Below are 24,084 nucleotides of genomic sequence, written 5' to 3'. Positions count from 1 at the left end.
TATGAGCGAATAGATTAAACAGTCATAATATATCACACCACAGTGTAGTACTCTATTTAATAATATTTAAATATATCACAGACTCAAATATATTATATATTGATTATAAATATAATGTTTATTATTTAAGCAAATATAAATATGCTTTCAAGTCTATTTTAGCCATGCAATAGCTTGATCACATCATGTTTTGTAACGAATCCTGTAGTAACTCCTTTCTCAACTACAAGGACTGCCGGATTTCTCTCAAGCATATGTGATATCTCATTAAGTTCAGTAGTAGGTGAAACTGTTGGAAATGCATCACCCATGATATCTCTTATCCTCATCTGGGAAATATCCGATGCTTTTCTGTCGGTCATGACCTTGATAATAGTATCCTCGGAAATACTGCCTACAGGAACTCCCTGGTCGATGACCGGTACCTGTGAAAAACCATTTTCTTCCATCAGATGCACAGCGGATTCGACCGAATCCTCAGAAGATACAAAAATAACAAGCGTGTGCATGATATCTCTTGCCAGCACTTTTTTCTTCTCTACTTCTTCAAAAGCAGTACATATCTTCCTAAGTGTCGATAACCTTGGATCGACATCACCTGCTTCAATACGTGCAATAAGAGGTTGACTGACACCGGCACGCTTTGCAAGCTCGCTTTGAGTAAGGGCCAGATCGAGCCTTTTTTGCCTGAGCCTTTCAGGTGTTGGAAGTTGCATAATATTACTGATAGTAATTATAGTATTTAAGGAATTTGACCCGTTAACAATCTAATAATATTACTTCTTACTCGGTCTCGCTTTTCAAATGAATAGTGAACGTAAAATTACTACCTGCATTAACTTCAGATTTCACCCATATTGAACCACCATGCATTTCTACAAAACGTTTTACAAGTGTAAGACCAAGCCATGTTCCTTGCTGAGCCTTTGAAGACATTTCTTCGAGCTGTTTGAAAGGACTAAAAATAACTCCAATATTTTCTTTAGCAATTCCAATTCCCGAATCTTTTACACTAACATAGAGCAGTTCATCATTTATCTTGGCTGATTAACGATATATCCATTATCAGGTGTGAATTTATGTGCATTGCTTAACAGATTATAGAGTATCTACTTGAACTTTGAAGTAATTCCACTGACAAAATATTTATACTTCTGATAACAAAAATAAAATCGATATTGTGGATTAGTGTGATTACCCTCAAAGTATCGCTTATTTCGTTGAGATCCTTTTAGAGCAGTGTTTCTGGTATATCTTTTCTTTAAATTAACGAGATGGCATTGGCATAAAAATGGATGAAGTACCGTTAAAAATAAAATTGATCATATACATAGGATTAAGCGTTCTTTTAGTAATGGCTGCTACCACAGCTATCATTATTTCTACCAGCACATCCCAGCATGAAGACCTTGCATATAAGAAGTCTATTGAGAAGGCAAGCAATTATGCAAACAAGTTCAACTCAGATATGCAATCTAACATGGCAATGGCAAGAACAATTGCAAGTACGCTGACAGTTTACAATTCCTCTGACAGGGAAGAGGTCAATGATATTCTAAAGGAAATACTCATTGATAATCCCAATCTGATCGGTACCTATACAGCTTTTGAACCCAATGCGTTTGATGGAAAGGATGCTGAATATGCCGGTACTGAAGGTTATGATTCCACAGGTCGGCTTGTGCCATACTGGAACAAAATTGGTGGTACCATATTCATGGAACCCCTTCTATACTATGAAATCTCTGATTATTATCAATTGCCAAAACAGCTTGAGCAGGAAGTACTGACAGAGTCATACCTGTATCAGGGCGAGCTTATTGTGAGCTATGTGTCTCCAATAATAAGGGATGGCGAGTTCATTGGTATTGGAGGTGTTGATGTATCCCTTAACTATATTGATGAGATAGTATCAAATGTTACTGCTTTTGAGACTGGTTATGCATTCACTACAAGCAATACTGGAATGCTATTATCCCATCCTGTGCATAAGGATTGGATCGGTAAAAAGACCCTTAATGATCTCAATGACTCTGAAATAACGTTTATGGCGGATAATATTCGTGTTGGGCAAGGGGGACATATAGAGACAGTTGACCCGACCACAGGGGAAGATGTGATCATATTCTATGAACCGGTACGTACAGGCAATTATTCTTTTATTCTGGTGATCCCGAAAGAGGACATGCTTGCAGATGTCAGAGCCCTGCGGAATGAACTTATACTCATCTCATCGATTGCACTTATTTTTATGGCCGGTGCAGCCTATCTCGTTGCGATATCCATAACCCGTCCGATAAACGAGATCATTTCCAATTTTGAAGATATCTCTAAGTCTGCCCTGAAAGGTGATCTGAACAGAAGGGCTGAGGCTGATGTGGGAGTTGATTTCAGGAAGATTCCCTCTGGCTTGAATGACATCCTTGATTCGCTACAGATCTATTCGAATGATCTGGAAAAAGCAAATAAGGAGCTCAAATCACTGGACCAGATGAAGGACGTTTTCCTCTCAAATGTCAGCCATGAGCTAAGGACACCGCTTACCAGCATCAAAGGCTATACTCAGAATTTGTATGATGAGTCCCTGGGTGATATCAACGGCTCACAAAAGACATCCCTTGAGACCGTACTACGCAATGCAGACAGACTCAGGCGTTTGGTAGATTCCCTGCTATATATAAGCCAGGCACAGGCAGAGATCATTGAATACGACTTTAAAGAATGCTATATAGCAAAAATAATAAGCAACACCATTATGGATACCATCATGCTCGTTGAAGAAAACGATCTCCATATCGAAAAGAAAATACCTTCAGATCTCCCTACCATCGAAGCCGATGAGGCCCGCCTGGTCGATATGCTGAACAACATCGTTGATAACGCCATCAAGTTCACTCCTCCCGGTGGTATGATCATCCTTGGAGTATTTGATGACGAAAATTATCTTCACCTCACTGTCAGTGACACTGGCATCGGCATCCCCAAAGAACTGATCCCGAACCTGTTCAAGAAGTTCTACCAGATCGATTCGTCCATAAGACGAAAATACGGCGGAACCGGTCTGGGTCTTTACATCTGTAAAAAGATAGTGGATGCTCATTCCGGTGAGATCTGGATCGAGAGCGAACCCCATAAGGGGACCACTGTTCATATCAGGCTTCCAAAGGTTAGGGATGGTGAGGAAGTTGGTTGAAATGAGGAATGAGCTTTTTTAATAAGTCCTTTTGAAAATATAAATGAAATGATTTTTATATCAATTAAGACTATAAAACTGTTACTAGAATGAGCGAATGTGATTATAAGTAGCTTGATCCCAGATAATAAGAGCTAAAAACTCCAGTGAGCAGAAGTTTATGAGTGATAATCAGAATCCGGAACAGAAAGCCAGGGATAGTATCGATAAGAAACTCACAGATTCTGGCTGGAAAGTTTTGAATAAAAATGAGGTTGATTGGAATGCTTCCCGTGGCATTGCTGTTAAGGAGTATTCGACCGAGGTGGGACCGGCTGATTATGTACTTTTTGTTAACAAAAGACCTGTTGGTATCATTGAAGCTAAAAAGAATGAGGAAGGTCACCATCTGACCGTTGTTGAAGAGCAGGCAGGTGAATATGCTACGAGCAAACTGAAATACCTGAAAAATGATCCGCTTCCTTTTATTTATGAGAGTACTGGAAAGCTGACCAGATATACTGACCAGCGTGATCCTAAACCACGGTCCAGACAAGTTTTCTCTTTCCATCGGCCGGAGACATTCGCTCCCTATCTTAAAAAGGAGATTTCATTAAGGGAAAGGTTACTTTCTCTACCTGAATTGAAGACCGAGGGTCTGCGTGATTGCCAGATAATGGCAATTGAAAATCTGGAGAGGTCCTTCAAGGACAATCGACCAAAGGCTTTGGTACAGATGGCGACAGGTTCCGGGAAAACCTATACTGCTGTCACTTTCATTTACCGCTTGCTAAAATATGCGGATGCTAAAAAGATACTGTTCCTTGTTGATACCAGAAATCTGGGGGAGCAGGCAGAGCAGGAATTCATGGCCTATATGCCAAATGACGATAATCGTAAATTCACTGAGCTGTATAATGTGCAGCGTTTACGTTCAAATTATATCTCTTCGGACAGTCAGGTGTGTATTTCCACCATCCAGCATTTGTATTCCATCCTTAAGGGTGAGGAGCTGGACGATGAAGCCGAAACGCAGAATCCTGCTGAGAAGGACTGGCAGAAAAAGGAACCGCTTCCGGTTGTCTATAATGAGAATATTCCTATTGAGGAGTTTGATTTTATTGTGGTTGATGAGTGCCACCGTTCCATCTACAACTTGTGGCAGCAGTTCATTGATTATTTCGATTCGTTCCTTATCGGCCTGACAGCGACCCCGGATAAGCGTACCTTTGGTTTTTTCAATGAGAATGTGGTTAGCGAGTACGGTCATGAAGAAGCGGTGGCCGATGGCGTGAATGTCGGCTATGATGTGTACACCATTGAGACCGAGATAACTAAGAACGGTTCTCAGATCAAAGCCAAAGAGTTTGTGGACAGGCGGGAGAAGCTTACCCGCAGGAAGCGCTGGGAACAGCTTGATGAGGATTATACATATGCTGGCAATAAGCTTGACAGGGATGTTGTCAACCCAAGCCAGATACGAAATGTGGTCAGGACCTTCAGGGATAAGCTGCCTGAGATATTCCCGGGAAGAGAGGAGGTTCCAAAGACACTGATCTTTGCCAAGACCGATAGCCATGCGGATGATATTATACAGATCGTGCGGGAAGAGTTCGGGGAAGGTAATGCTTTTTGCAAGAAGGTGACCTACAAGGTCGAGGAAGACCCGAAGTCGGTGCTGTCGCAGTTCCGTAATGATTACAATCCAAGAATTGCTGTGACGGTGGATATGATAGCTACCGGTACGGATGTTAAGCCGCTGGAATGTTTGTTGTTCATGAGGGATGTGAAAAGCCGGAACTATTTCGAGCAGATGAAGGGTAGAGGCACGCGGACCATGGGTTTCGATGACCTTAAAAAAGTGACACCATCGACAATTTCGGCCAAGACGCATTTTGTGATAGTGGATGCCGTGGGCGTTACAAAGAACATCAAGACCGACAGCAGACCGCTGGAGCGCAAAAAAGGAATTTCCCTGAAGGCCCTGCTGGAAGCGGTAACGTTTGGTGCTCAGGATGAAGACCTTTATATTTCACTTGCAAGCCGTTTGGCAAGGCTGAACAAACAGATCACCGAGGATGAGAGGGCAACTTTTGCTGAAAAGGCCAACGGAAAGGATATCAGTGCGGCTATAAGGGACTTGTTCAGTGCCTACAATCCTGACATAATCGATGCCAGAGCTGCCGGTATAAAGCAGCAGCAACCCCAGATGCCTGAACAGGAGTTACAGGAGCAGGCACAACAGGAACTGATCGATGTTGCCAGATCGACCTTTTCAGGAGAGCTTAACGAGTATATCGAGAATGTACGCAGGGTGCATGACCAGATAATCGATACGGTGAATCTCGATACAGTTCTCAGGGCCGAGTGGGACAAGGACGCCGTTGTAAAAGCAGATGAGCTTATCAGTGATTTCAAAGCCTATATGGAAGCCAACAAGGATGAGATCACAGCCCTCAACATCTTCTACAACCAGCCCTACCAGCGCAGGGATGTGACCTTCAAAATGATTAAGGAAGTGCTGGAGAAACTAAAGCTGGAAAGACCCCACATCGCACCCTCAAGGGTCTGGCAGGCCTACGAGCAACTGGAAAAGGTCAGCGGCAACTCCCCCAAGAACGAGCTTACAGCCCTCGTATCCCTTATCCGCAGGGTTACCGAGATCGACCCCGTTCTCACAGCCTACGACCTGACCGTGAACAGGAACTTCCAGGACTGGGTATTCAGCAAACAGGCCGGAACCCTCAAGTTCAATGAAGACCAGATGAACTGGCTCCGAATGATAAAGGATTACGTATCCACCAGTTTCCACCTGGAACTCGAAGACCTCGATTACACCCCTTTCGATGCTATGGGAGGCCGTGGCAGGATGTACCAGCTTTTTGGTAATGAGATGAATGTGGTTATTAGTGAATTGAATGAGGCATTGGCGGCGTGAGGATGTATGACTGTGGGGAAAACTGTGGTAATACTGTGGGGAAAACTGTGGGGTAAAGTTCGGAGAAAGGTTCGGAGATAAGTACGGTGTAAAGTTCGGAGAAATGAACTTACAAAACTACAAAATATGTTTCTGCTGAAAGATGAAAGTGAAGAATCGGTTGGGTGAAAAGTTGGGTGATGATTGGGTAAAAGGAGTTCTAAGCGATTTTGGTCAGGTCGTTTCTGGAGGGACACCAAAAACAAAAGTTCCTGAATATTGGGGCGAAGATATTTTGTGGATAACTCCAGCTGATTTATCAGGATACTCTGAAAAGTACATCTACAAAGGGAGAAAAAGCATAACTCATCTTGGTTTGAAAAATTCTTCTGCCAGACTAATACCCAAAGGAAGCGTGTTATTTTCTTCAAGAGCACCTATTGGTTACATAGCAATTGCAGGAAATGAATTATGCACAAATCAAGGATTTAAAACTCTCATTCCAAGTGAAGCTCTAAACCGTGATTTTCTGTATTACTATTTAAAATCCATAAAACAACTTGCAGAAGGAAGAGCAAGTGGCACTACTTTTAAAGAATTATCAGGCAAGGCTTTTGCCGAGTTGCCTTTATGTGTCCCACCACTCCCCGAGCAGCGTGCCATAGTCTCCAAGATCGAGCAACTCTTCAGCGAGCTGGACAACGGCATTGCCAACCTCAAATTAGCACAGCAGCAGCTCAAGGTGTACCGGCAGTCGGTGCTGAAAAAGGCTTTTGAGGGGGAGCTTACGAGGCAGTGGCGGGAGCAGCAGACCGATCTGCCGGATGCAAAGGCTTTGCTGGAGCAGATTCAGGTGGAGCGGGAAGAAAGTTATAACGAGAAGCTGGATGAGTGGAAGAGGGCGGTTAAAGAGTGGGAAGATGCAGGGAAGGAAGGTAAAAAACCCACGAAACCCAAAAAGCTCAAAAAAATTGAACCATTTACAGAAACCGAGCTGGCTGAACTGCCAACGTTGCCAAATGGATATGGATGGACTAGGTTAGGCGAACTTCATCATTTAAAGTCAGATAAACATACTGGTTCAGGTGAATCTTTATTCTACATCGGTCTAGAACATATTAGCAAAAATCAAGGAACTTTGACAGATGAAGTTAAGATTGATGTGATTAACACCGTAAAGAATAGTTTTAAAAAAGGAGATCTTCTTTATGGGAAACTCCGACCTTATTTGAATAAAGTTTATTTAGCTAATGAAGATGGAGTATGTTCTACAGATATTCTTGTCTTTGAATCTATTCCTTCTTTAGACTTAAATTATTCAAAATATTATTTCTTATCATACAAATTTGTTAATGATATGACACATAACTCAAGTGGAGTGAATCTGCCAAGAGTTTCAACAAAATATTTACAAGAATATCCTTTCCCATTATTTTCCCTCGAAGAACAACAAGCTATCGTCACCGAAATCGAAACCCGCCTTTCAGTTTGTGATAAGGTCGAGCAGGATATCGAAGACAACCTCAAAATAGCCGAGGCACTGCGGCAGAGCATCTTGAAGAAGGCATTCGAGGGGAAGTTGCTCAATGAGAGGGAGCTGGAAGAAGTGCGCAGTGCTCCGGATTGGGAGCCGGCTGAGGTTTTGCTGGAGAAAATTCGAGCGGAAAAGGCGGGCAGTGGTAAGAAGGGGAAAGCATGATCTCGGAGCAATTGAAAGGCATCATCAGGGATGGTGAAGGGCTTACTGTGGAATTTAAGGAGTGCAGGAACAAGCTGAACAAGGATGTTTATGACAGCGTTTGTGCATTCCTGAATCGCAGTGGCGGGCATATTGTTCTGGGAGTTCGGGATGATGGAATCGTTACGGGGATCGATGAGGATGCTTTGCCACAGATCAAAAAGGATCTGGTAACTGCGCTGAACAATCCGCAGAAGATCAACCCGCCTTTGTATATTTTGCCGGAGACCATTGTCATTGATGAGAAGTTCGTTCTTTATCTTAATATTCCTGAAAGTTCTCAGGTCCATCACTGTAACGGGAAGATATTTGACAGGAATGAAGATGGAGATATGAATATAACGAATCAGTCGGATTCTGTGGCTCATTTGTATATTCGTAAACAGAGTTCGTTCTCAGAAAATCGCATTTATCCTTATGTTAGAATAAATGATCTCCGAAGTGACCTTTTCCAGAGGGTAAGGAAAATGGTTCGTGCTGAAAATCCAAATCATCCGTGGGGTGTTATGAGTGATGAGGAGATCCTGAGCAGTGCACGTCTATATCAACGTGATTACCAGAGCGGAAAGGAAGGATATACTCTTGCAGCAGTCCTGTTGTTTGGGAAAGATGAAGTGATCCAGAGCATACTGCCTCAATATCGTACCGATGCCATTCTCCGAAGGGTCAACCTTGACCGCTATGATGATAGGGATGACATCCGCACCAATCTGATCGAAAGTTATGATAGGCTGATGGCTTTTGTTGCAAAACATTTGCCAGACCCGTTCCATCTTGAAAAGGACCAGAGGATCAGCCTGCGTGATAATATTTTCAGGGAAGTTGCTGCAAACATACTCATCCACAGGGAATACCTGAACAATTTTCCTGCAAAATTCATCATTGAAAAGGATCAGGTCGTAACGGAAAATGGGAACCGTCCGCATGGTCATGGTTTGATTAATCCTTCTAATTTCACACCCTATCCCAAAAATCCGGTAATTGCCCGCGTTTTCAAAGAGATCGGAAGAGCTGAAGAACTGGGTTCAGGAGTTCGCAATCTTCATAAATACACAAGGATATATTCCGGTGGCAACGATACACAATTTATAGAAGGAGATATTTTCAAGACGATTATTCCTGTTACCCCTCAAGCTACCGCGCAAGCTACCGCGCAAGCTACCGCGCAAGCTACCGCGCAAGCTACCGCGCAAGTTGAGAAACAGGAATTGATAATCGAATTTTGCGAAGAGCCTAGAACAACCAGCGAAATTATGGAGCATTTGCAATTAACACATAGGGAGTATTTCAGGAAATTTATTTTAAAACCTCTTCTGGAATCTGGTGTTCTTCATATGATAATTCCAGATAAACCAAATAGCCCAAATCAAAAATACTACTCACATATCAAGGATCAAAAAAATGTCTGAAAATACATCATCCATTGTCTCCAAGGTCTGGAGCTTCTGTAATGTCCTGCGTGACGGGGGAGTGAGCTATGGCGATTATCTGGAGCAGCTGACATATCTCATATTCCTGAAGATGGCGGAGGAATACAGGAAGCCGCCTTATGATCGGGATATCGGGATACCTGAGGAATACAGGTGGGACGTGTTGAAGCAAAAGCGTGGGGCTGAGCTTGACACTCATTACAAGATGCTGCTGGAGGAGCTGGCGAAAAAGCCGGGGATGATGGGGCAGATATTCCTCAAGGCACAGAACAAGGTCAGCGATCCTGCCATGCTTTACAAGGTCATTGACATGATCGATAAGGAAAGCTGGGTGATGATGGGTGTTGACACCAAGGGCGAGATCTACGAGGGGCTTTTGCAGAAGAACGCAGAGGATACCAAAAGCGGAGCCGGGCAGTATTTCACTCCGCGAGCGCTTATCAGGACGATGGTGGAATGCATACGTCCTGAACCCATGAAGACAATAGGTGACCCCTGCTTGTGGTACAGGTGGGTTCTTTTTGGCAGCCTATGACTTCCTTACATTGCATAATCAGATGGACCGGGAGCAGAGCCGGTTCCTGAAGAACAAGACCTTTGGTGGCAATGAGATCGTTGCTGGAACTCGAAGGCTGGCACTGATGAACTTGTTCCTGCACAACATCGGGGAGATCGACGGAGAGCCTTCGATATCCAATTCTGATGCACTCATAGCTGATTCAGGGGAACGTTACGATTATATTCTTACCAATCCACCATTCGGCAAGAAGAGCAGCATGACCTTCACCAACGATGCAGGAGAGCTTGAAAAAGAAGCCCTCACCTACAACCGACAGGATTTCTGGGTGACCACAGGTAATAAGCAGCTCAACTTTGTGCAGCACATCCACACCATCCTCAAAGCAGGCGGTCAGGCAGCAGTGGTCCTGCCGGATAATGTTCTCTTCGAAGGCGGTGCAGGGGAAGTATTGCGCAAGAAGCTCCTTGAGACCACCGACCTGCATACGATCCTTCGCCTGCCCACAGGCATCTTCTATGCGAATGGTGTCAAGGCGAACGTGCTTTTCTTTGAAGCAAAACCCGCAGCTAAAGAGCCGTGGACAAAGGAAGTATGGATATACGACTACCGGACCAACGTACATCACACGCTTAAAAAGAACCCTCTGAAATTCTCCGATCTGGAAGACTTTATCCAGTGCTACAATACTGAAGACCGCTTCGATCGTCAGGAAAGCTGGAGCGAAGAAACTCCGGAAGGAAGATTCCGTAAGTTCGCCTATGATGAGATCGTGGCAAGGGACAAAACGAATCTGGATATATTCTGGCTCAAGGATGCAAGTCTGGCTGACCTAGATAACCTGCCTGATCCGGATGTTCTCGCGAATGAGATCATCGAGAATATTGAAGCATCACTTGAAAGCTTCAGGGAGATCATGGTAGTGATCAATGGGGACTGTGAGTGAGGGTCTGATGATGTTGTCTGCTTATGCAGACAGCCCTTTTTCTGGTAGAAATTGATTTTCACGATCAAGTCGGATTGTGTAAAAAAGTAAAAAGTACGTCCCCTGCATCAATTCTTCAATGCAAAGTACATACTTCCCATTGCTATCAGTGTAACCAGAAGACCAATGAGTCCGCCTATAAATGGTAGTTCTGTTAATATCAGTACTATAAGGAGCCCAAATGCCAGTGTAGTCCATTGGTTATACTTGAACCCTGCTTTTTCGAACGATGCCTCTCCGATCCACATTGCAGTGTATATCTTTGCTATCATCAGAACAATGGCTAGCAGCAATAGCAAAAGAAGTGCAATTGGGATCCCGATGATGGTTATTAACAGGACGATTATTCCCATGAATGAGCCTATCAGTATCAGCAGTCCTACTGCGATCTTCTTCAAAGGTTCTTTCTGTATGTTCTTTGCGATCTTTTCGGTCTTTTGTGGGAAGACCAGAATGGAAATTACACCCAGGGCGAACAGGATGGAATAATATGCGATCTTTCCAATGATGGCTATCCCTTTGAACACTCCATCAGCATCGGACCTGTCACCGCGTTCTCCTCCTCTGTCAAATTTGATATCTTCCCCTACAGTACCGGTAGGTATTGGTATTTCTTTGGGAGCAGTGTATTCCAGATTACCTTTTACGCTTGAATCAGGTTGTATCGTTATATCGGCCGAATCCAGTTTTGCATCTCCTTCGACATTACCGGAAAGTACCAGTGAACCTGCTGAGACCTCAAGTAAACCTCCGAAGTTTCCTCCAAGATCTGCATCGCCACTTCTTATGGTCGTATCACCACCAATGTTTGCAGTCTCAGTTGTGGACACTGTGCCGGCAGCTACCAGAAGATCGTCACCTATCTGGCCGCTAAGTTCGAATGTTCCACAGGCGACCCTTACATCATCGCCGATAATGCCGGTAATTGTCACATCACCTGCAGTAACAATGAGATCCCCGGAAACGTTCCCGGTGATCTGCAGAGTACCTCCGGCAGCCACAACATCTCCAAGGACATCCCCATTCACTATCAGGGTGTCCCCCGCAATGTAAACATCATCTTCGACAGTTTCATTGATGATTACCAGGCTACCACTTTCGAACATACTGGATGCACTTGCATTAGATGTTAAAGATAACAATAATACTACAATAACACATATCATCCATAGACTATCTTTCAATTTCATATGACCCCACCTTATAATTTTTAATGTAAAGTTTGATATTAATGACTATTAAATGTTTCTGAATTTTGAATAACTTATTTAAAAATTGGTGGAGTGTAAACAGATGCATCTGATCTGGAACATTTCGGGATACTAATCATTCCATTTCAAAACTCTAAATACTACTTCATACAATTATCTGTATGGGGTATTAATGAAATTTGAAGAACTTTCCGATTTATAATGGGGACTTATTAAATCATTTTTACCGCCACAACCAAGTACTGGTAGAAACAGAATTGATGATTGAAATATCGCCAATGGTATTCTTTGTTTATAAAGGATATAGATGGGGCTCAAAATACTGGTTATTAGGCTATTATCTACGTGAACATAATTAGCATAAGTGAATATGTCTTACTATTAGTCCATATTTATAACAGTTATAACAGGGGGATTAAATGAATATTTTGCACATTTCGGACCTGCATTTCGGTCCCCGACATTGGGATGGAGACGATAAGATCCTGCTGGAGATGATAAATTCATTTGATGCCGATATCGTCATCAATACCGGGGACAATACAACAGATGGCCTAGAAGATGAGTGCGCTGAAGCGGGTCGTTTTTTAAAGGCCATTAAGTGTAAAAATGTTATCTCCACCTGGGGTAATCATGACAAACGAAATATGCGATCTCATGAATTCTTCCGGAAATATATTGATAATTCCGAGATTATCTCTATTTCTGAAACGATAAAAACACGCAAGAAAAACATTTTTTTAAACCGGGAAATTACCAAGGTTAATGAGAATTTCACCGATATAAATTTCATCAAGCCCATTTCGATAAATGGAAAAACTGTATTAATTATCAGTATCGACACCAATGAACTATACAATGATAATGGATATGTTGAAAAAGAGATCCTGAATGCTGTTTCAAAAGAAATTGAACAGATAGAATATGATCTGCCTTTGTTGATCACCCATTATTCGATTTTGGGTACTGACGAGTGTCCTCTGACAAATTCCGCAGACCTGATTGATTTTGTACAAAAACATAAAATTCAATATGTTTTTTGTGGACATACCCACGAACTGGAAATTATGCGAACTAATGATCAATATCATGGATTTTCCTTTACCCACTTTATGTGTGGCAGTTTGTCCTCTAGCAATCATCCCAAAGATGATAATATGTTCTTGTATTATGAAAATGTGGGTAGCGATGATATGCATCTGCATCTGATACGAATTTTTTTGGAGATGGATAAGGTACATTTCAAACAGGAAAAGGTCTTTTAAAATAAATAGTACAGTGAGAGGAACAGTGTAAGACCGTTTTTTGGATGGTTAAATATGGAATTTAGAAATGGGTTTAATAATTAAAGATAGTCCATACATTGTAACCAATTTGTTCTATTAATTGATAATCGATGAAAAAAATGATCTGGTAAGTTGTTGATGTATCAGCATGCTGAAATTTTTAAGTTTCAGACATCAATACAGTTAGCTAGCAAGACTTTTCAACCCCGAAAAATTAAGGTATTTCGGCAATATTGTTTTGGGTCAAGAGAAACGGCATAAGTCTTGATCTTCACTTATTGTATAAGTTTTTTAGTACTTAATGTAAACGTCGTTAACAAAATATTTATTTTTAAGTAAAATTGTAAAAAATAAAGCTCTGTAGAAAACGTATCAATATCTATATATCCCAAGTTTGACAGTCAAAAACCAATATATCCTTTCCGATTGGAACTATCCTGACTAAAAAATGAAAAAATTATGACAAAAGAGAAGACATTCTCTTTGGAAATGGATTGAAACTGTCAAATTTAGGTTGAATAATATTATTCTTTACCAGAGACCAATATCAGTAATGAATAATGGTCTATTACACAAATAAAAAAGAAATGAAGAAGAATATATATTTATTCTTCTCCCAACCATTCATTTACTTTTTCAGAATTGTTCTCAATCCATTTTGCTGCTGCATCCTCAGGAGCCATTCCACTCTCCATATCACTCATCACTGACTGTATGTCTTCATGGGTCCAGTGGAATCTTGTAAGTACATCATATACCTCTGGCATATCTTCTTCAAGACCTGTACGAGCAAGGGTCTCTACATTATCTGCCTGACCAAATACTCCCTCTGGATCATCAAGGTACTTCAAATCCCAGCGACCAAATGACCAATGTGGAGACCAGAGTGTAACAACAACGGGTTCTTCATCATCGATAGCTTTGCGAAGCTGTGCGGTCATACCCGCGGTACTGCTTGATATCAGCTTGTAATCCAGACCATAGGCCTCGATCGCATTTTCGGTGTTCTGCATGATACCTGCTCCAGGGTCTATACCAATGATCTCTCCATTAAACATTTCTTTGTTGTCGTTGAGCTCTGCGATGGAGTCTATCTCCACATATGCTGGTACAACAAGTCCCAGAGGACAGTTCTCAAGGTTGTTTCTGACACTGACCAACTGGTCTCCATACTGATTCCAGTAGTTCTCCTGTGTCACGGGTAACCATGCAGATGTTGTGAAATCGAAATCTCCCTGTGCGACTCCCAGATAAAGGGCCCCTGCATCCACTGCAATGATCTCAACATCATAGCCCTTTTTCTCAAGAACCTGCTCGATCACATTCGTGCTTGCTATTTCGCCGTCCCAGAGAACATATCCTACAGTTACTTCCTTTGATTCTGTATCAGTTCCATCTTCCTGCTGGACACATCCTGCACCAACAAGGCTTATTGCAATTAGCAATACCATTAATAACGATTTTATTTTTCCATTCATTATATCACAAACACTAATTTTTTATATTTATGGGGTAATATGCGGTAGTTCCGCAATAAAAAGTAAAGAGGTGTGCATCTCATTTTGGTGTAAGATGCTGCGTGAACCTGTCAAGTATGATCGCTATGATCACAATTCCAAGTCCTGCTTCAAATCCCTGGCCTATATCTACCCTCTGAATTCCGATGAGTACCTGATATCCCAGACCTCTTGCACCGATCATGGCAGCTATTACCACCATTGAAAGGGAAAGCATGATGCACTGGTTTACACCGGCCATTATACTTGGCAGAGCAGTTGGCAGTTCCACCTTGGTTAGTTTTTGCCAGGGTGTTGATCCAAATGCGTCTGCGACCTCAGTAAGTTCCTTAGGCACCTGCTGAATTCCCAGGGTGGTAAGTCTGATCGCAGGAGGCATTGCAAAAACAATCGTTGCAACAAGTCCCGGAACATTCCCAAGCCCAAAGAATATGACTGCAGGTATAAGGTAAACAAACGATGGCATTGTTTGCATCAGGTCAAGCAGAGGTTTGATGATGTGGTATGCAAATTCATTCTTTGCTGAAACGATTCCCAATGGTATTGCGATAAGCAATGCAAGGGATGCCGATGTGATGACAAGGGAAATGGTCTCCATGGATAGTACCCATAGTCCCATATTATCTATCAGAAGCAGGCCAACTGTACTTCCTATAGCAAGTTTTAAATCCTTCCTGCCGATGAAATATGCAGCGATACCAATTATCAATGCAAATACAATGGGATGAAATAAGAGCAGGGTATCATTAAAGCCGGATATTATGTAATCTGTTACATCGCTAAATATATCCAGCAATATTCCAAAATCATCTTCGATCCAATTGACCACTTTTTCTATACCTTCTCCAATTGGTAATTTTGGTATAGCCATTGATCACACCTCCTCGATCGCAAGTGCACCAAGTACACTTCCTCTTACAATTACGCCAAGGAGTTTTCCATCATCCTTTGTAACTGCAATAGGTGAACTGTTTTCGATTATCGGTATAAGTTCGTTCAAAGGTGTATCTGGGTGAGTAGTTGTGACATCGCTTGTCATGACGTCTTTTATGGTCTTCCCAACCTTTCTTACTGCATCATCAACTGAAATGATACCTTTCAGATGTTTTTCCCTGTTCACGACGAATATGGATGATATGCCATGTTCTCTCATCAACTGCAGGGCTACTTTTGGACTGGAGTTCATTGATACCACAGGATCAGCACGTTTCATGACCGTTTCTGCAGTGAGGATCTTTGTCCTGTCCACACCTGCTACGAACTTAGATACATAATCATCAGCAGGTTTTGTAAGGATATTTTCCGCAGTGCCGATCTGTGCGATCTCTCCATCATGCATGATCATGATCCTGTCGCCCAGCTTTAGGGCCTCATCTAGGTCATGGGATACGAAAACGATCGTTTTCTGCATCTTCTCTTCCAGTGCGAGCAATTCGTCCTGCATCTCGCTTCGTATAAGGGGATCAAGAGCACTGAAGGCTTCATCCATTAGCAGGATGTCAGGATCAGTTGCAAGGGCCCTTGCAAGTCCGACCCTCTGCTGCATCCCTCCACTTAGCTGGGATGTTTTGCTATTTTCATAGCCTTTAAGGCCAACTGTTTCGATAGCTTCCTTTCCTTTAACATCTCTCTCTTCTTTTGATATGCCCTGTATCTCAAGACCGTATGCAACGTTATCAAGGACAGTTCTGTGATGAATGAGTGCAAAGTTCTGAAACACCATGCCCATTTTTTTCCTGCGTATCTCTCGCAGTTCCTCAGAATTTGCTGTGGCCACATCTTCACCATCGAGAATTATGTGTCCGGCAGTTGGTTCTATAAGGCGGTTCAGGCACCGCAAAAGAGTGGATTTTCCTGAGCCGGAAAGACCCATTATTACAAAAATTTCGCCTTCATATATATCAAAATTAACGTTGTAAAGTCCAACATTTTGTCCGGTCCTTTCAAAAATTTCATATTTAGAGGATCCGGTTTCAATGAGAGAAAGTGCTTTCTTGGGTTTTTTCCCAAAAATTTTAGTTAAATTTCGTACTTCAATTTTTTTTTCCTACTTAATATTAAAATCTCCAGTTAACATTGGATACTAACCCAACGCTGGGTAAAACAGATTTTATGTTTAAATTAGAGTGGCTCTAATCAGTGATACCATGTGTTATAATATTTGTGGCTTAAATTTGGTTTGAATATGTTTGATCGATGGCTATTTTAAAAAACAAAATATATAACTCCTAAAAAGTCATTTTGTAGCGAACATAATAATTTATGACTAAATATAATTCGTTTGTTAATTTTCTTAATTTAATCAAACTCTATCGTTGAAGTCCAATGTTAAATTTGTGACATTTAGCTGGTTTAGCATCTAGATTTCACATCAATATGCTTTTCTCTTTTTTACTTCTCCAAACAGGTTCTTTTATTCAATTTTAAAATCATCTGCTGTAAGGTAAAACTTGTAATTGTAAATGCCTTTTTCTTTCGCTTATGATCAAGCAAACACATGACCATAAAATGGTGTATTTTTACTGCTCCAATAAACTCGATCCTGCCACGATATTCAATCCACCGATTGAACTATTTCTATTCCCAATTCCCATATCGATTTAGAAAGCTTTATCTACCGTTATGTTCATCCGAACATAACGGTCCTTGCAAAAAAATCACAATACTGAGGAATTGGATGCATAAAAAAATAACCTATTGTCTTTTAATGTTAATGATCTTACTTGTGTTAAGCACAAGTGCATGTGTTGACCAAAGGAAAACAGAGGATCAACAAAATTCAAGAAATATATCTGATATGGCCGGAAGGACGGTTGTAATTCCAAATGATATCAACAAGGTCGTTGCCACTTCTCCTCCAACTACCATGCTTATTTACATGTTAGCTCCGGAAAAATTAGCAGGATGGAATTTTGTGCCAGAAGAACCGGATAAATATTTAACACCAGAATACTCCACTCTTCCTGTAATAGGTGGTTGGTTTGGTAAACAGGATGGAAATTATGAATCCATTATTTCAATATGTCCTGATATTATTTTTGAAGGATATAACAGTGGGGAAGATATCGATTCCACAATTAATGCCAGACAGGAAAAATTTGGCACAATTCCGGTCGTGGGCATTGAATCAAACATTGATGTAATGACTTATGAAGATTCCATCGAATTTATGGGGGGAGTATTGGGAGAGGATGAACGAGCAGAGCACTTAATACGTTTTTATAAAACCTCACTCAACACCGTTACTACAAAGGTCTCAGAAATTCCTCTAAATGAAAGAAAGCGAGTATATTATGCTGAAGGCACTGCAGGGCTCCAAACAGATTCTAAAGGTTCATCTCACAGTCAATTAATAGAAGTATGTGGAGGCATCAATGTTGCAGAATGTCCTTTTCTTGAAGGGTATGGGAGAACCGAAATATCCATCGAACAAATATTAAAATGGAACCCTGATGTCATAATCACTGGTGATAGCACATTTTACAACAACATATATTCTGATCATATTTGGCAGAATATCACTGCAGTAAAAGATCACGAAATTTATCTAGTACCCAATGCACCTTTTTGCTGGTTTGACAGGCCACCTGGAATAAACAGGATAATTGGTATATCTTGGACAGCTAAAATTCTCTATCCTGAAAAATTCAAAAATATTGACTTAAACGATCTTATTAAAGAGTTCTATTCCGAATTTTACCATTACGAATTGACAGATAATGAGATCGACAAAATGCTATTTCCGGATTGCATTTCCGAACAATGAATGCATTCTGATCTACAATATTAAGAAAATAATAGGGGTATGAAATAATGAAAACTTTTAAAAGTTTGACTGGTCAAAGTTCATTCAATAATGATGCAAAAGAATTTGATGATATTGCAACCAATGTCTTTGCTCCCATATATCCGGTAATTTCACAACAAATAGTACAACGATGCAACATCAACAGCGGAATTATTATTGATGTTGGAAGTGGGACTGCAGCTCTGGCAATTTCCCTTAGTCATCTCATAGATGGAAATATTTATACACTCGACATATCCGAAAAAATGTATGCCATAGCAAAAAAAAGGATCGATCAAAGCAACTTGAGCGATAAAATAACTCCTATACTGGAGGATGTTCATAACATGCCTTTTGAAGATGGCTATGCGGATCTGATCGTAAGCAGGGGCTCTCTTTTTTTCTGGCAGGATGTAGCCACAGCATTCAGACAGATATATCGGGTACTGAAACCCGGAGGTTTTGGGTATATAGGTGGAGGATTTGGAACATCTGAATTGAAATCAAAGATTTCAAATGAAATGGTAATCAGAGACAAAGGTTGGATAGAAAATGTCAATAAGAGACTGGAACGTTCCAATCTTGAAAGTTTTGAAAAAGCACTAAAAACGGCCAAAATTAACGATTATGAGATAATCGACGATGAATCCGGTTTTTGGATACTTTTTAAAAAGGTGGAATAAAAAATGAAATGCAACATTTGTGAGATCGGTTGCGATCTGGTGGAAGGAAAACACGGCCAATGTCGTATGTACACTAATGAAAAAGGTGTAGTTGTAGAGAGATTCCCTAATAACTATTTTACTATGCTACCAATTTCGATTGAAACAATGCCTCTACTCCATTTTTATCCAAATAGTAAATTCCTGCAGGTTTGTACTATTGGTTGTAATTTTAATTGTGAAGGCTGTATCTCAGAGATCCTTGCATCTGAAATGGATACATTGGGCCGAAAAAAAGAAATAACCAACGACCAGGTCATCAAAAAGGCTTTCGATGAAGATTGCATAGGGATCGTTTTTTGTCTAAATGATCCGATCGTTTCATTTTTTACGTTCAAGGACCTTGCAGAAAAAGCTAAAGAAAATGATTTATTAATAGGTTGTTCAACAAATGGCTATTATACAGAAGCGGCACTGAAAGAGCTAATTCCATTAATTGATTTTGTAAATCTTGGAATAAAAGGCTATTCTGATGAAAGATACCTTTCATGTGGTGCTAACAGCTCTACCCCTGCCTTTAGAAATTTAAAATTATTACATGAAAGTAATGTTCATGTAGAGGTCTCTACTATTTACTTAAAAGGTTTTGAGGATGAGGTCATAAATACTGCAAAATATGTTTCTTCTCTTTCAAAAGACATCCCGTTCCAGGTTATGAGATTCGTACCGTTTGGGGATGCTGCCCCTGACCTTGAGCCAACAATAAAGGATTCTGAAATATTATGTGACATATTGAATACAGAACTTGATAATGTATATCTTTTCAATTCTCCAGGCACTGAATATTTGAACACGACATGTAAGAACTGTGGGAAGATTGTTTTTCAAAGGGAATTTTTTGGACCCATGGGGGCTCATACGACAAGATGTTTGAAAGATGGTTTCTGTGAATGTGGCATCTCTATAAGAATTAAAGGAACTATAAGTAAAAATGAATTTCAGGAACCTGGATTTATGGGAGGATATCGACCCACCAGAGCTTTGGAAATGGTTCATGCAATCCTGACATGTCTTGGGGTAAAGGACGATCAGAAACTTGCTGAAATATGGATGAACGTAATGGAAGCTGACTATCTTCAAGAGCTTCATCATGATGTGCAGAAACTTGATTCATATTTTGATGTTATAAGGCATTTCGCAACGCTTACAGAGAAAGAAGCGGAAGGTATGGAACTTATAGATTACATGAAGACAAAACTGGACTTTATACGTTCAGAAGTAAAAAATCTAAAAAGACCACGAGTTTACTATTCAATGGGTTACCCACTTTTCTCAATTAATGGTGAGAGGATCGAAAACAATCTTGTTGAAGCTGCTGGAGGAGATAGTGTTAATAGATGTATCGAAAGGGAAGGGAAACCCGGAGTCAACATTTCAAGTAGGGAATTTATTGAAATGAACCCAGAGTTTATCTTCATCTCCGGTCTTTTTTCAAGTCCTGTTTCTGATTCATATGAGTATTGCAGAAAAAATGCTCTTTTAGTTGATGCTGTAAAAAATGAAAATATATATGGACTTCGTCCGTCCTGGGATTTTGGAAGTCCACGCTGGATATTGGGTTTGATGTATATTGCAAATAAGATACATTCGGATATTTTTAATTTTGACATTGATAAAGAGGCAAATGTTTTTTACGAAAAGTTCTATGGAGTTCCTTTCACCCCCTCCAGCCAGAATCGTTCGTTCTATAATATTAGCCTTAAATAATTTTTAATATACTGCTTTTTTGAAAAAGAGGAATTATATGGGATCAAATGTTGGAAAAAATATAATTGATCATGTATGGAGTTCAACTCATAAAATATTTGATAGTAGCAAGAAAGAGATACTCATATTACTTTTGATGATTCTCCTGTTCATTCTATCGCTTTTTGTTGGAAGATACTCAATATCCCCAGTTTCAATAATGGGCTTAATAGTTTCAAAGTTTATCCCAATAGAACATACGTGGTCTCCAAATATTGATACTGTAATATTTCAGATACGTATGCCACGAATTATTGCCGCAATGGTGGTTGGAGGTGGATTATCAGTGGCAGGGGCTTCTTTTCAGGGCTTATTTCGTAATCCACTTGTTTCCCCATATATATTAGGAGTGGCAGCAGGTGCAGGGTTTGGTGCTTGTTTAGGGATACTCATTAGCGAAAATATAATATTAATCCAATTGTTAGCATTCTCTTTTGGAATATTTGCAGCTTTTCTTGCTTATAATCTTGGTAAGGTCTGTAATCAAACATCTACATTAATCCTTGTACTTTCAGGAATAATTATTGGGGCTGTGTTCACTGCTTTGACCTCATTGATCAAATATATTGCAGATCCATATGATAAACTCCCAGAAATGGTCTTTTGGTTAATGGGTAGTTTGTCTTCTGTCCGGTGGGATGATCTGTTTTATGTAGCACCTGCAATGATGGTCAGCACACTTGTTCTTCTTCTGATAGGATGGCGTATAAATGTACTTTCTTTGGGAGAGGAAGAAGCAAGGTCCTTAGGAATCGATACTAAAAGAATGACACTGTTAGTGATCATTTGTGCAACTTTGATAACTACTTCTGCAGTTAGCATAAGTGGACTTATCGGCTGGGTAGGTCTTATTGTGCCTCACATTGCAAGAATGATCGTTGGACCAGATTACAGAAAACTATTACCAATGTCAATTTTTCTCGGTGCGTCTTTCCTTGTAATTGTAGATGATCTTGCAAGGACAGTGAGCAGCACAGAGATCCCTCTGGGGATACTTACAGCATTGATGGGTGCTCCGTTCTTTGCTTATCTTTTACATAACAGGAAAGTTGGTTGGTCATGATATTTAGCTTAAATAATGCTTCATATTCGTATGATGGAAAAAAGAATGTATTTGAGAACATTTCCTTTTCTTTAAAAAAAGGTGAAACTTTATGCATACTTGGTCCGAATGGGATTGGGAAATCAACTTTGATAAAATGTATTGCTAATGTGTTTAAATTGAAAAATGGAACCATTTTGATCGGAAATAAAAATATCTCGTCAATGAGCAGAACAGAAGTTGCTCAAAGGATCGGTTATGTTCCACAGGCAGACATGTCAGTTTTCTCTTTTTCAATTCTGGATTTTGTTTTGTTGGGTAGGGCTCCACACCTCCCTTTCTTTTCTTCGCCAAGTGAGAAAGATATAATAATAGCTGAAAATGCTATTATTAATGTAGGTATTTCTCATCTAATGGATAGACCTGTCACTGAAATAAGTGGTGGAGAAAAACAATTGGCTTTGATAGCACGGGCTCTTGCCCAGGAACCAGATATATTATTATTAGATGAACCGACATCTCATTTAGATTTTGGGAATCAGGTACGCATTTTGAACCTTATTGATAAGCTCTCTAGGCAGGGCACATCTGTTATCATGAGCACACATTACCCTGACCATGCTTTTATGAGCCAAAAAAACGTTGCTATTATGCTTGAAAATGATTTCATAGCCCAAGGGACTGCTGAGGAAGTTATAACAAAAGAAAATATGTCTCTTGCATATGGTATTGAGGTTGCTATCGATCATGTAAGTTCTGTAAAGCGAAAGGTTTGCCTTCCACTTTGAGATCTACACATTTAACCTCCAATTTGGTAATATGGCTAAAATATAATTTATCATGTGAAAGTCGTTTATTTATTGACTCATTATCTTTCCAAAATTCAATAATCATGTAAATATTTAATAATAAAAAGTCCCTTATGTATGTTTGTATCAGATATACAAGAAAATTGATCTCAAAACAGTTAACCATCATCTGTATTTCTAAATGGTGTCGTGAGATTCACTCCGTTCTATATGGCAAATGGATAAAGGGATGAAATGAAATATTCAAAGACTGTCCAGAAAGGACTGGACTATATTTCAACAATATGTGCAACTGAACTATCTCCACTTGAGATCAGAACATTATTGTCCAAAACAGTGACAAAGAACTATATGTTGTGCACGATATAATGAAAGCTGCCAGAACAGAAGGAATTGTTGAAAAGAGAGATGACACTTACCATTTCTGTCGTGAATCACATGATCTGGAATTCTACAAACCTAAAATTGTTTTTAAAAAAGAAAGTAGCAAATGTCGATGTTGTGGCAGGAGCATGAACGAATGCTGGTATATCGAACTAAAGTCTGGAATAATTGGTCCATATGGTTTCACATGTGTCAGAAAGCTGTACCTTGAACACCTATTTGAAGAAGAATTATCTTCGGCTTTGTAGAAAGCCTTTGATCCTTGATTTCCCTGTAGTTGATTTAGGTAAGCTTTCTGCAGAGTCGAAATACAAAAACTTAAAATTAAATGAAACATAACGAAAATCATGAATGTGAAAGAATTTATTAAGCCAACAAAACAAAAAATCTATAGTTTCATTATCTTAATAATAGGTTTGAACATTTTCCCCATCCTTATTAAATTATTTATCACAATTTTTGTCGCAAGGACGCTTGGACCAGTAAAATATGCAGATTTCTTGATTTTTAAAAGTACTAATATTCCATATATTTTAACTACAACTGTAACTTATTTTGTATGGCTTTATTTAATTACCTCCATAATTGTAAATATCAATAAAAGGAAGGCTCTGTAAAAATCCGAATTCATAGTAATTTGTAAACTAATTCATGCTTAAATATTAAGAAGGTATTAGGATTTCTACAGAGCCCGATCTTCAATTATTTTTAAGTGGGTCCAAATGAGTCCCATGGTCTCCATTTTTTGTGAAGGTTTTAATCCCCACAAATAATGGGTTTGATTAGACTCAAAGTCCATTAAACTTTAAGTAGAAATGGCG

General features: G+C 40.0%; 17 protein-coding genes and 1 pseudogene. 12 read left to right on the top strand and 6 right to left on the bottom strand.

Annotation, left to right across the window (positions count from 1 at the left end):
- Positions 1 to 158: 158 nt before the first annotated feature.
- Together MBUR_RS02595 and MBUR_RS13295 are read right to left on the bottom strand one after the other, a co-directional pair.
- Positions 159 to 716, bottom strand: a complete 558-nt coding sequence (locus tag MBUR_RS02595; protein ID WP_011498656.1) for a CBS domain-containing protein — start codon at positions 714 to 716, stop codon at positions 159 to 161.
- Positions 717 to 783: 67 nt separating this feature from the next.
- Positions 784 to 975, bottom strand: coding sequence for an ATP-binding protein (locus MBUR_RS13295; RefSeq protein WP_394295785.1), 192 nt, complete (start codon positions 973 to 975; stop codon positions 784 to 786).
- Positions 976 to 1,291: 316 nt separating this feature from the next.
- Here MBUR_RS13295 and MBUR_RS02590 point away from each other — a divergent pair, with 316 nt between their 5' ends.
- The 5 genes and pseudogenes from MBUR_RS02590 to MBUR_RS14610 all read left to right on the top strand — a co-directional run bounded on the left by MBUR_RS02590 (position 1,292) and on the right by MBUR_RS14610 (position 10,720).
- Positions 1,292 to 3,193: a sensor histidine kinase gene (locus tag MBUR_RS02590; RefSeq protein ID WP_011498654.1), complete on the top strand. Its 1,902-nt coding sequence runs from the start codon at positions 1,292 to 1,294 to the stop codon at positions 3,191 to 3,193.
- 160 nt (positions 3,194 to 3,353) lie between these two features.
- Positions 3,354 to 6,110, top strand: coding sequence for a type I restriction-modification enzyme R subunit C-terminal domain-containing protein (locus MBUR_RS02585; protein WP_011498653.1), 2,757 nt, complete (start codon positions 3,354 to 3,356; stop codon positions 6,108 to 6,110).
- Positions 6,111 to 6,270: 160 nt separating this feature from the next.
- Complete coding sequence (locus MBUR_RS02580) at positions 6,271 to 7,788, top strand: restriction endonuclease subunit S (RefSeq protein WP_232221981.1); 1,518 nt, start codon at positions 6,271 to 6,273, stop codon at positions 7,786 to 7,788.
- Complete coding sequence (locus MBUR_RS02575) at positions 7,785 to 9,236, top strand: RNA-binding domain-containing protein (protein ID WP_011498651.1); 1,452 nt, start codon at positions 7,785 to 7,787, stop codon at positions 9,234 to 9,236. Before MBUR_RS02580 ends, MBUR_RS02575 begins: the two co-directional genes overlap by 4 nt.
- Positions 9,229 to 10,720, top strand: a pseudogene (locus MBUR_RS14610) (N-6 DNA methylase). The gene MBUR_RS02575 and the pseudogene MBUR_RS14610 overlap by 8 nt, the downstream one beginning before the upstream one ends.
- Before the next feature lie 107 nt (positions 10,721 to 10,827).
- Here the strand turns inward: MBUR_RS14610 and MBUR_RS02565 are convergent.
- Positions 10,828 to 11,949: a hypothetical protein gene (locus tag MBUR_RS02565; RefSeq protein WP_011498650.1), complete on the bottom strand. Its 1,122-nt coding sequence runs from the start codon at positions 11,947 to 11,949 to the stop codon at positions 10,828 to 10,830.
- 440 nt (positions 11,950 to 12,389) lie between these two features.
- Here MBUR_RS02565 and MBUR_RS02560 point away from each other — a divergent pair, with 440 nt between their 5' ends.
- Positions 12,390 to 13,235 (top strand): metallophosphoesterase family protein, encoded by an 846-nt coding sequence (locus MBUR_RS02560; RefSeq protein WP_011498649.1) that lies wholly within the window; start codon positions 12,390 to 12,392, stop codon positions 13,233 to 13,235.
- 626 nt (positions 13,236 to 13,861) lie between these two features.
- On the opposite strand, the gene MBUR_RS02555 is transcribed toward MBUR_RS02560, so the two are convergent.
- From MBUR_RS02555 to MBUR_RS02545, 3 genes are all read right to left on the bottom strand, one after another.
- On the bottom strand, positions 13,862 to 14,734 hold the full coding sequence (locus MBUR_RS02555) for a glycine betaine ABC transporter substrate-binding protein (RefSeq protein ID WP_011498648.1): 873 nt from the start codon (positions 14,732 to 14,734) through the stop codon (positions 13,862 to 13,864).
- A gap of 79 nt (positions 14,735 to 14,813) precedes the next feature.
- Positions 14,814 to 15,644, bottom strand: a complete 831-nt coding sequence (locus MBUR_RS02550; protein WP_011498647.1) for an ABC transporter permease — start codon at positions 15,642 to 15,644, stop codon at positions 14,814 to 14,816.
- Positions 15,645 to 15,647: 3 nt separating this feature from the next.
- Positions 15,648 to 16,724 carry a quaternary amine ABC transporter ATP-binding protein gene (locus MBUR_RS02545; protein ID WP_083754928.1) on the bottom strand — a complete coding sequence of 359 codons (1,077 nt, stop codon included), beginning with the start codon at positions 16,722 to 16,724 and terminating at the stop codon, positions 15,648 to 15,650.
- A 726-nt stretch (positions 16,725 to 17,450) separates the two neighbouring features.
- Between MBUR_RS02545 and MBUR_RS02540 the strand changes: the two genes are divergently transcribed.
- From MBUR_RS02540 to MBUR_RS02515, 6 genes are all read left to right on the top strand, one after another.
- Complete coding sequence (locus MBUR_RS02540; protein ID WP_011498645.1) at positions 17,451 to 18,539, top strand: ABC transporter substrate-binding protein; 1,089 nt, start codon at positions 17,451 to 17,453, stop codon at positions 18,537 to 18,539.
- Positions 18,540 to 18,586: 47 nt separating this feature from the next.
- Entirely contained in the window at positions 18,587 to 19,243 is a 657-nt protein-coding gene (locus MBUR_RS02535) for a class I SAM-dependent methyltransferase (protein ID WP_011498644.1), read from the top strand.
- A gap of 3 nt (positions 19,244 to 19,246) precedes the next feature.
- Positions 19,247 to 20,989, top strand: coding sequence for a radical SAM protein (locus MBUR_RS02530; protein ID WP_011498643.1), 1,743 nt, complete (start codon positions 19,247 to 19,249; stop codon positions 20,987 to 20,989).
- Positions 20,990 to 21,026: 37 nt separating this feature from the next.
- Positions 21,027 to 22,091: a FecCD family ABC transporter permease gene (locus MBUR_RS02525; RefSeq protein WP_011498642.1), complete on the top strand. Its 1,065-nt coding sequence runs from the start codon at positions 21,027 to 21,029 to the stop codon at positions 22,089 to 22,091.
- Positions 22,088 to 22,858 carry an ABC transporter ATP-binding protein gene (locus MBUR_RS02520; RefSeq protein WP_011498641.1) on the top strand — a complete coding sequence of 257 codons (771 nt, stop codon included), beginning with the start codon at positions 22,088 to 22,090 and terminating at the stop codon, positions 22,856 to 22,858. The genes MBUR_RS02525 and MBUR_RS02520 overlap by 4 nt, the downstream gene beginning before the upstream one ends.
- A gap of 377 nt (positions 22,859 to 23,235) precedes the next feature.
- A complete protein-coding gene (locus tag MBUR_RS02515) occupies positions 23,236 to 23,511 on the top strand; it encodes a DUF5830 family protein (RefSeq protein ID WP_011498640.1) in 276 nt (91 codons plus the stop codon).
- Positions 23,512 to 24,084: the final 573 nt, after the last annotated feature.

Origin of the sequence: Methanococcoides burtonii DSM 6242, from assembly GCF_000013725.1 — an archaeon.
Classification (GTDB): domain Archaea; phylum Halobacteriota; class Methanosarcinia; order Methanosarcinales; family Methanosarcinaceae; genus Methanococcoides; species Methanococcoides burtonii.
Note: the sequence above shows the minus strand (reverse complement) of the source record. Positions and strands in the feature narration are given on the sequence as shown.